Consider the following 8,004-nt stretch of genomic DNA (forward strand, 5'->3'; position numbering starts at 1 on the left):
GTATGAGAGCTTGCGCAGCGGCAAAGGGCCCTGCTGCGATGGCAGCGATGCGAAGCGCGTTGATGACGCCGATTGGGAAACTAAGGATGGTCATTATCGCGTACGCATTGATGGTGAGTGGGTTGATGTTCCGAACGACGCTGTCGTGGATGGACCGAACCGCGCTGGCCGCACGATGGTCTGGCCTTACAACCTAAATGGCCACCCGAAGGCGCGCTGCTTCATGCCGGGGAGCATGGGCTGATCCCGAGCGCAGGGCGATCAGTAGTTGTTACGGCCCACTGGCTCCAACTCGTCGCGCCTCATCAAGCCCGTCTCTGGAAAAGCCATGCAAGAGAAGCACGGCCGGCCCGGCGCCACCTTCGCGCACGAAAATCCCTCCACGTTTGCTCTCTAGTAAGCGGGTGCAGGTGAGTTGGGCGGCGTTGCATCGCGGCAGGTCCGAGTAAGCGTCGGTTTGAAGGCCGGCTCAGGCTCGGGTAGGCAGACCCTAAACTTAGGTTTGCTATTCTTAGCCGATGTACCGTGCACGATCGACCTCTGTACAATGGTTTGGTTCTCCTCTCGTGACTACGCTCGGGGTGTTAATCGCCCGATCTATCGAGCGACAATGGAGGAGTTCCAGCGATGAGAATCATGGATGCAACCGCATTGTCAGGTTGTGCTCGCAGGACGGCTGAGTCTGCCTCGGACTTCGCCAGCGTCGTTCGCAACCTGATTCTGGACGTGCGCGACAGTTACCGTCCCGAGCTGCACTACATGCGCGGCCCTGGTCCCAAATGGCGCGCCAGGCATCAAGCGTGGCTGATAGTCGATGCTCGAGCAGTACCACCGGCCGGTGAGCACCAGCCGTCGTCGCTGTATGCACGCCGCCGCGATGTGGCCAGCCTCACTCGATAGCCAAGCCGAGGTTATCATGCTCGTCTCGAGGGCCGGATCTTCGGATTGCGCCGGCATCTCCGACCTAACCTCCGCTCGCGCTCGTTGGGCGCAAATCCGAGGTTTGATGCTGCTCATTGGCGCCGCTCTTTGCATCGTATTGGTGGCCATGCTGAGCGGTTCGGCGCATGCTGGCCTTGCCGTCGAAGGACGCAAATTGCCGATGAAGTTTAGCTGGGTCGCTTGCCAGCCGAATTGCCGGGGCTGGATCAGCGCTGTCGGCATCGTGACCGCCGATAGTCCAAGGGATTTCGATGAATTCGCGCGCGGTCGACAGCTCGGCGGCGTGACCATCGTGCTGGATTCCAGCGGCGGTTCGGTCAACGATTTGATCGCGCTTGGACGGCGCTGGCGCAATCTCGGGGTGCTGACCACCGTCGGTGTCAGCGTTCAGACCAATACGGCGCAGGACGATCTCGTTAACATGCGGCCTGTGGCCTATTGCGAATCGATGTGCGTGTTCCTGCTTCTGTCGGGCAAGACGCGTTACGTGCCCGAGACCGCCCATGTTCGTGTGCATCAGATATGGATGGGCGACCGCGCCAATGACGCCAGGGCCGCGACCTACAGCGCAGATGATCTGACGATCGTGGAACGCGATATTGGACGTCTTGCCAAATACACGTTCGACATGGGCGGTGCCGGCGATCTGTTGTTGCTCTCGCTGAACGTGCCGCCCTGGGAAGATCTGCATGAGCTGTCACGGGACGAATTGCGACTGTCCAATCTCGTCAACACCAATATGGATGATCAGCCGGACAGCCCCAACGCAGCGACGGTCGAGCTTAAGCCCAAACCCGTGCAGGGGCGCTTCGTCGGCAGTGCCATTGCGACCGAGACATATCCGGAACCGGCGAGGTCGATCAATTCGGCTGAAGTGGTGAGGCAGATGGGCGTCGTGAGGGCGGCAGCGTCGGCGTCAGGGCAACAACAACGAGCCCGCACACGCTAGTGAATCTTGATCTCCTCCAGAGGAAGTCGCAACTCTGCGGCCCGCTCGTCGGTCCCTTTTTCGGAACTCGTTCTCGCGCCGCTCGAAATCAACGAGTTCCTTGCGAGCCCAGAAGGCGGCTGCCGTCATGGCTTGCCCCGTCTCTTGGTCTCTTGATGCCCAACCTATGTCACCGCAAGCCTTCAGTGAATTAAGATTACGGATTTATGACGGCGATCAGCGGGATTGTTTGCCCCTAAGCAGTGCCTTCGTTCGCTGCGCCGCTGCAGTGCTGTCGAGGGCAGGCGGCGGATACTCACCTTTTCCCGCGCGGGTGCGTAGTTGGAGAGGGGAAGCGAGGGCCCGCGCTCGTCTTCCTGTAGGGCGTCGAGCCATTGGCTGAACGAAGACGCGCCCAGCGAGGTCTTCAACGAGATGGGTTCCTGCGCGCTCGTGTGCGCGTCTACGAACGTCGGGTTAAATCGAACAGCCTGCAGCCCGGGGACTTGCAATCTTGCCCCCCGCGCCGACGGCCGTCTTCGGCACTCCTCCGGGCCAACCGTTCAGCTCACCAAGAAGCGAAGCAAGGTAGCGGCCGGCCAGAAGGAGATGCTGATGCCGATCCAAGGTAAGAAGCCGCGCGGACGCCAGGTTCATCAGGCAACACCGGCCAAGCGCCCGCCGCAACGAGGATTTTGTCGGCCGTGACCGTCGCGTGCCCCACAACCTTGCCGGCGTAGACGCGATCCTCGCCCTTGCGCCGGCCGAGATAGATGCCGTCCCACTTGCCTTCATCGAGCGCGAAGCCGGCGATGGTCAGGGTCTCGCGTTGTGCGCAGGTCTTCTTGACCCAGTTGTTGCCGCGGCCGCTAGGGTAGCCTCGTCATTCTTCGGAGCCTTCTTGCGTGGCTTGACCGGGAATTTTGGCTCGAAGCATCGCGGACAGCCCCACCACTCGTCCCCGACGAGCTTGTCGAACAGAACGAACAGATTTCGGCATCATGCGGACCAAAGCCGTCATCGGCTTGCCTCGCTCCAGCGTGCAGGAGTCGCACACGTACTGGCTGGCTCTCAAACTGATTTCGGCCAATCCCGCCTCGCACTTCCAATGACGATTCCCCCAAATAGCTGCAACGAACGGCAGGACACAAGCCGGTCCGGAAAGGCTAAACGGAAAACGGGCCGCCAGGTGTGTTTCGGCCTCGAACATTGACCTCTTTCGGCGCCCAGCCGGTCGAACCGGCGGAGCCTCAGGGATCGTCTGCGGGACAATCGGGGCAAGTATCGCCGATCGAGTCCAGCACGTCCCGAATTGCGGCGACTGCTTGCTCCTGAGAACAGCCGGACGGCGGATCGTGACTGGCGATCTCGAAGGCCCGCTCGCGGGCGTGCGGGTCCGCACGGTCCTGGATCCAGCCGTGCTCCTCGCACTCACGGACGGCGCCGGCGGCCTGCAGCACAGAGATCGCCCAGCCGCGCGGCGTGCGGATCGCTGGCCGTCTTTCCTTCGTCATCAGCATAGCAGTCGCTCCTGCCAGGACGAATCCTTCCGGCCCCTTGCTCGTTCCGGGCGGTTAGCACGGGGCAGGGATTCGCAATCGGCAAGGCTACGGCTTGTCCACCTGTTCCGTCATCCTATGCACAGCGCTACGCGGCTGGGTCTTCCTTCTCGCCAGTGGCGACGATCTCCAGCGCGCCGTCCGGAAGAGGGCGCTGCAGGGCCTTGGCTTCCTCCTAAGGGGCGTGGAGCCATAGATCGTACTCCTCGGTCGTAGTCAGGATTGCAGGCATGGCCTTGGGGTGAACAAGCTTCACCTCGGCGTTCGGTTCTGTGGTCAGAAATCCGAAGACGTCTGCAGTCACTTCGCCTTCTTTGGCCTTGCGGACCGACGTCCAGTTCGTCCGGAGGCCGGCGAACGCGAGCAACGGCCGGCTCGCGTCCGGAGCGAACCAGACCGGTACCTTCTTGCCGTCGATGGTGTCGTACTCGCTGAACGAGGTGAATGGCACCAGGCAGCGATGCTCCGGACCCAGCCACCGCTTCCAATGCGCGCTGTTCACATTGCGGATGTTGGTAGTCCCGGAATCCGGCTCCATCCGGAGCAGTTCCTTGAAATCGACGGGCTTGCCCTTGGCTTCGAGCCTCTCGGCTCGTTTCTTCGTCGCGTCCATCAACGCTCGCTGCGAGCTCGGCATGCCCCAGCGCGCCATCGCGATCTCGCGCCCGTCCGCAGCGTTACGCACGATCGGCGCGGGATAGTCCGGAAAGATGCCCGGCATCGAGGGCAGGTTGCCAACTTTGCTATTGAGCGCACCGAAGAGACGGCGGATCGCGTCCACGTTTTTCGTCATCGAATAGATGGGGTGATTGCGGTTGCTGCTCGAAATGCTCAGCCTGGAAGGGAAACCGGCGAGCCGGCGGCAGCAGGAGCGAGAATATGAAGCACTATGTCGGTCTGGATGTTTCGCTAAAGGAGAGGGCTATCTGTGTTGTGGACGAGAATGGCGTCGTCATTCGCGAGGGCAAAGCACTTTCGGAACCGGAGGCTATTGTTGCCTGGCTCAACGAAAGCGGGTTGCCCATTGTCAAGATCGGGATTGAGATTGGTGGTCGCGCTCGTTGGCTGTACGGCGAATTGCGTGCTGCCGGCTTACACGCAGTCTGCATCGATCCCCGAAGACTGCGTGGCGTGACTAAGACAATGCCGATTAAGACCGATCGAAACGACGCTCGCGCTATTGCACAGGTAATGCGGGTCGGCTGGTACACCGTTGTTCATATCAAGGGTGACCTGAGCCAGGAGCTACGAATGCTTCTCAACAATCGCAAGACGCTTCTGATCAGCAGATCGATATCGAGAATGAAATTCGCGGCGTCCTACGCGTCTTCGCCTTAAAGCTGTCTGGTCGTATATCTCAAGTGACGTTTGAGCAACAAACTAACCACAGATGGCCATCCACGGCTCGCGGCGATGCTCAATGCTTGTGGCTCGGGCCGCGCTGCGTGAACAGTACGGCGTCCTACGCAAGATGGTACTTGAAATAGTGCGCCGCGAACCGACATGTCAGCGGCTCATGACGATACCAGGCGTTGGAGCACTGACGGCAATCACTTTCCTAACAACCATTGACGACCCGGATCGCTTTCAACGCTCCCGCGACGTTGGCGCGCATCTCGGCCTCACGCCACGCAAATACGCATCCGGAGAAACCGATCGGAATGGCGCTATTTCGAGGTGCGGCGATGTTATGCTCAGGACCATACTTTATCCGGCCGCGCTTGCGCTTCTAACCCGCACCCGGCGTTGGTCCGCATTGAAAGCCTGGGGTGTAAGGGTGGCCAAGCGACGCGGCCTTCGCCGAGCAGTCGTAGCAGTCGCACGAAAACTGGCGATCGTGATGCATCGGATCTGGGCAGATGGTAGCGAGTTCCGATGGACCCGCGAGGAGGCGACCGCATGATCGATTAGCAATTCAGCGGATCCGCCGAAAAGGCGGAACGACGTCCTGCGAGGACGAGGTCGGGGTGACTGCGCTGCAATCTCTGTGCATGCAGCACGCGCCTAGTAGATAGCAGCTCCCGATCTTCGGACTACCATCGTGAGGCGGCTATGAACGTCGACCTCGTCGACCTCGTAGACAAGAGCGAGCCTCGCAGGCTGTCGTAACAAGCTGAACCCTTGTGCCAGCAACCGCAATCAGACAAGAGATTGCACACGATCAAGTCTCCGGAGCGGGCTGGCGAGGGCGCGGTGTCAGTTGCAGAAGCGTGGCGGACGGCCGGCGGCCGGCCTTAGCACATTTGCTGCAGCGGAGCCGGCTTACCAAGTCGTGGACGAACGTGGTCGGCGGATGGCGCAGGGCGGCGAGATCGACGTCCCGGCGGGTCTTGCACCGCGAGCACTCGATCTCGAACCAGGCGTAACCGCCGTTGATGCCCTGATCGATGGTCGGCGACGGGTCGATCGACCCGCCGTCGGCCCACATCCGCTCGTTCCAGCTTTCGCAGAGCAGCTTGTCCGCCGTCCGGAGCAGGGCCTCGCCCTTGGCACGGGCCTCGGCGGACTGCGCCGCGAGAATCGTCGTCATCGCGCGGGCGCGGCCGAGCTCCTTGGCGAGCGCCTTGCGGTCGCCGCCGCTCAGGGGCGTCGGATGATGCTTCGGTGCCATGCCGGCATCCCGTTCTGATGCGTGTGGCCGCGGCGGCGACTACTCGAACGAAGGCCAGCAGCCGTCCTCTTCGTGGCGACCCGTCCGCGCTCGGCATGTGTTGCCCAGCAGACGCAGGCCGACATCCCGCCACACTGCATCCGGACCGTAGAGGCGGAGCGCATCGACCTTCTGGATCTCGACGATGCGCTCGCAGCGGCTGCAGGAGACCCGCAGCACGTGACGACCGATCTCGGACAGTTTGCGCGCCTGGATCGGCTTTTCGGCGCGAGCGGCGTCGGCTCGCTCGTCCCCGAGGAGGGCTGCCCAGTAGGCAGCCGGCAAGTCGTCGGCCGGGCCGACGGCCGGCACCGGAGAGGCGCCTTTGCCGACGACAGGGGCGTTGGCCAGCTTCTGGATCTGTTTGATGGTCGGAAAGCGCCAACTCGCCGGTCGATCGTTCATATTCCAAATAGAACATAACGAGAACAAAACGTCGAGTCCGCTTGCCGAAAAAAGTGCACTAGCCGGCAGGCGAGACTGTCGGAACCATGGTCTACCGTTCGTCTTGAATCCAAGCCGCCCGCCAACTGGAGTTCTGCGTACGATGGCCCCGCGCGCCAACTGGAAAGGCTTCCTACGCCTGTCGCTCGTCACTTGCCCGGTGGCGCTCTACCCGGCGACATCGGAATCCGAGAGAATCTCTTTCAATCAGCTCAATCGCGCGACCGGTCACCGGATCAAGTACGTGAAGGTCGACGCCGATACCGGAGATGAGGTCGCCAACGAGGACATCGTCAAGGGCTACGAGCTCGACAAAGGGCAGTACATCGAGGTCACCAAGGAGGAGCTCGAGGAACTGGCGCTGGAGTCAACGCGGACCATCGAGATCGACGAATTCGTCGACAAGGCCGACATCGACCCGCGCTATCTGATCCGTCCCTACTACCTGCGTCCCGACGGCAAGGTCGGACACGACGCCTTTGCGGTGATCAGGGAAACCATTCGGGAGATGGACAAGGTTGCGATCGGCCGCGTGGTTCTCACCAACCGCGAGCACATCATCGCGCTCGAGCCCTTGGAGAAGGGGCTCGTCGGCACTCTGCTGCGCTATCCCTACGAGGTTCGCTCCGAGCAGGAGTATTTCGACGAGATCCAGGATGTTAAAGTCACCAAGGACATGCTCGATCTCGCAAGGCACATCGTCAATCAGAAGACGGGCACGTTCGAGCCCGAGAAATTCGAGGATCATTACGAGACCGCGCTGGTCGACCTGATCAACCAGAAGCGCGCGGGCAAGATCATCCGCCCGAAGGAACGGCCCAAAGGCGAAAACGTGGTCGATCTGATGGAGGCGCTGCGGCAGAGCGTTGGTCGAGAGGCTGCGCCGGCGAAGGCGGCAAAGCCCGCCAAGAAGCCGCGCAAGGTGGCGGCGGGCCAGAAAGAGATGTTGATGCCGATCCAAGGCAAGAAGCCGGCGAAGGAAGCAGCGGCGAAGAAGCCCGCGACGGGCCAGCGGCGGAAGTCGGCTTAGGCGCTTGATGTCCGGGGCACCGGCGGTGCATCAGGAAGCCGCGGCCCAACGCGCGATTGCATCAACCGGACGCTTCCATGACCTTCACCATCGGCATCATCTCGGATACGCACGGCCTGCTTAGGCCGGAGGCGCTTCGCGCGTTGGCCCATGTCGACCACATCATTCACGGCGGCGACATCGGCGATCCCGAGATCATCACCGCGCTGCGGAGAATTGCCCCCGTCACGGCGATCAGGGGAAACGTGGACACGGGCGAGTGGGCCACCGACTCTGCCGAAACCGAGTTCGTGCGGCTCGCCGGACGGCTGTTCTACGTTCTGCACGACCTCAACACCCTGCAGATTGATCCTGTAGTTCAGGGCATTGATGTCATTGTTTCCGGCCACTCCCACGTGCCGAAGATCAACACCGTCGACGGCTTACTCTACGTGAATCCCGGCAGTGCCGG

General features: G+C 61.6%; 8 protein-coding genes and 3 pseudogenes. 5 read left to right on the forward strand and 6 right to left on the reverse strand.

All coding sequences use genetic code 11. The features are described 5' to 3' along the window. Both AC630_RS46495 and AC630_RS39440 read left to right on the forward strand, forming a co-directional pair. A partial coding sequence (locus AC630_RS46495) for a hypothetical protein (RefSeq protein WP_074123739.1) occupies nucleotides 1–244 on the forward strand: 244 nt, incomplete at its 5' end. A 762-nt stretch (nucleotides 245–1,006) separates the two neighbouring features. Further along, entirely contained in the window at nucleotides 1,007–1,891 is an 885-nt protein-coding gene (locus tag AC630_RS39440) for a COG3904 family protein (protein WP_074123741.1), read from the forward strand. A 703-nt stretch (nucleotides 1,892–2,594) separates the two neighbouring features. On the opposite strand, the pseudogene AC630_RS47545 reads toward AC630_RS39440, so the two are convergent. From AC630_RS47545 to AC630_RS39455, 4 genes and pseudogenes are all read right to left on the reverse strand, one after another. After that, nucleotides 2,595–2,747: pseudogene (locus AC630_RS47545) on the reverse strand (non-homologous end-joining DNA ligase); the annotation flags it as partial. A 6-nt stretch (nucleotides 2,748–2,753) separates the two neighbouring features. Next, nucleotides 2,754–3,080, reverse strand: a complete 327-nt coding sequence (locus AC630_RS46500; protein WP_143198677.1) for a hypothetical protein — start codon at nucleotides 3,078–3,080, stop codon at nucleotides 2,754–2,756. A 40-nt stretch (nucleotides 3,081–3,120) separates the two neighbouring features. After that, on the reverse strand, nucleotides 3,121–3,390 hold the full coding sequence (locus tag AC630_RS39450; protein ID WP_074123742.1) for a hypothetical protein: 270 nt from the start codon (nucleotides 3,388–3,390) through the stop codon (nucleotides 3,121–3,123). Nucleotides 3,391–3,517: 127 nt separating this feature from the next. Then, a pseudogene (locus tag AC630_RS39455) lies at nucleotides 3,518–4,222 on the reverse strand (SOS response-associated peptidase). 86 nt (nucleotides 4,223–4,308) lie between these two features. On the opposite strand from AC630_RS39455, the pseudogene AC630_RS48560 reads away from it, so the two are divergent. After that, nucleotides 4,309–5,332 (forward strand): annotated as a pseudogene (locus AC630_RS48560) (IS110 family RNA-guided transposase). A gap of 258 nt (nucleotides 5,333–5,590) precedes the next feature. Here AC630_RS48560 and AC630_RS39465 read toward each other — a convergent pair. Beyond that, nucleotides 5,591–6,040: a hypothetical protein gene (locus AC630_RS39465; RefSeq protein WP_074123743.1), complete on the reverse strand. Its 450-nt coding sequence runs from the start codon at nucleotides 6,038–6,040 to the stop codon at nucleotides 5,591–5,593. A gap of 39 nt (nucleotides 6,041–6,079) precedes the next feature. Further along, a complete protein-coding gene (locus AC630_RS39470; protein WP_074123744.1) occupies nucleotides 6,080–6,484 on the reverse strand; it encodes a hypothetical protein in 405 nt (134 codons plus the stop codon). A gap of 142 nt (nucleotides 6,485–6,626) precedes the next feature. On the opposite strand from AC630_RS39470, the gene ku reads away from it, so the two are divergent. Together ku and AC630_RS39480 are read left to right on the forward strand one after the other, a co-directional pair. Further along, nucleotides 6,627–7,553 (forward strand): non-homologous end joining protein Ku, encoded by a 927-nt coding sequence (gene ku / locus AC630_RS39475; protein ID WP_074123745.1) that lies wholly within the window; start codon nucleotides 6,627–6,629, stop codon nucleotides 7,551–7,553. A 77-nt stretch (nucleotides 7,554–7,630) separates the two neighbouring features. Further along, a partial coding sequence (locus AC630_RS39480) for a metallophosphoesterase family protein (protein ID WP_074123746.1) occupies nucleotides 7,631–8,004 on the forward strand: 374 nt, incomplete at its 3' end.

The organism is Bradyrhizobium sp. AS23.2 (genome assembly GCF_001908185.1).
Lineage (GTDB): Bacteria > Pseudomonadota > Alphaproteobacteria > Rhizobiales > Xanthobacteraceae > Bradyrhizobium.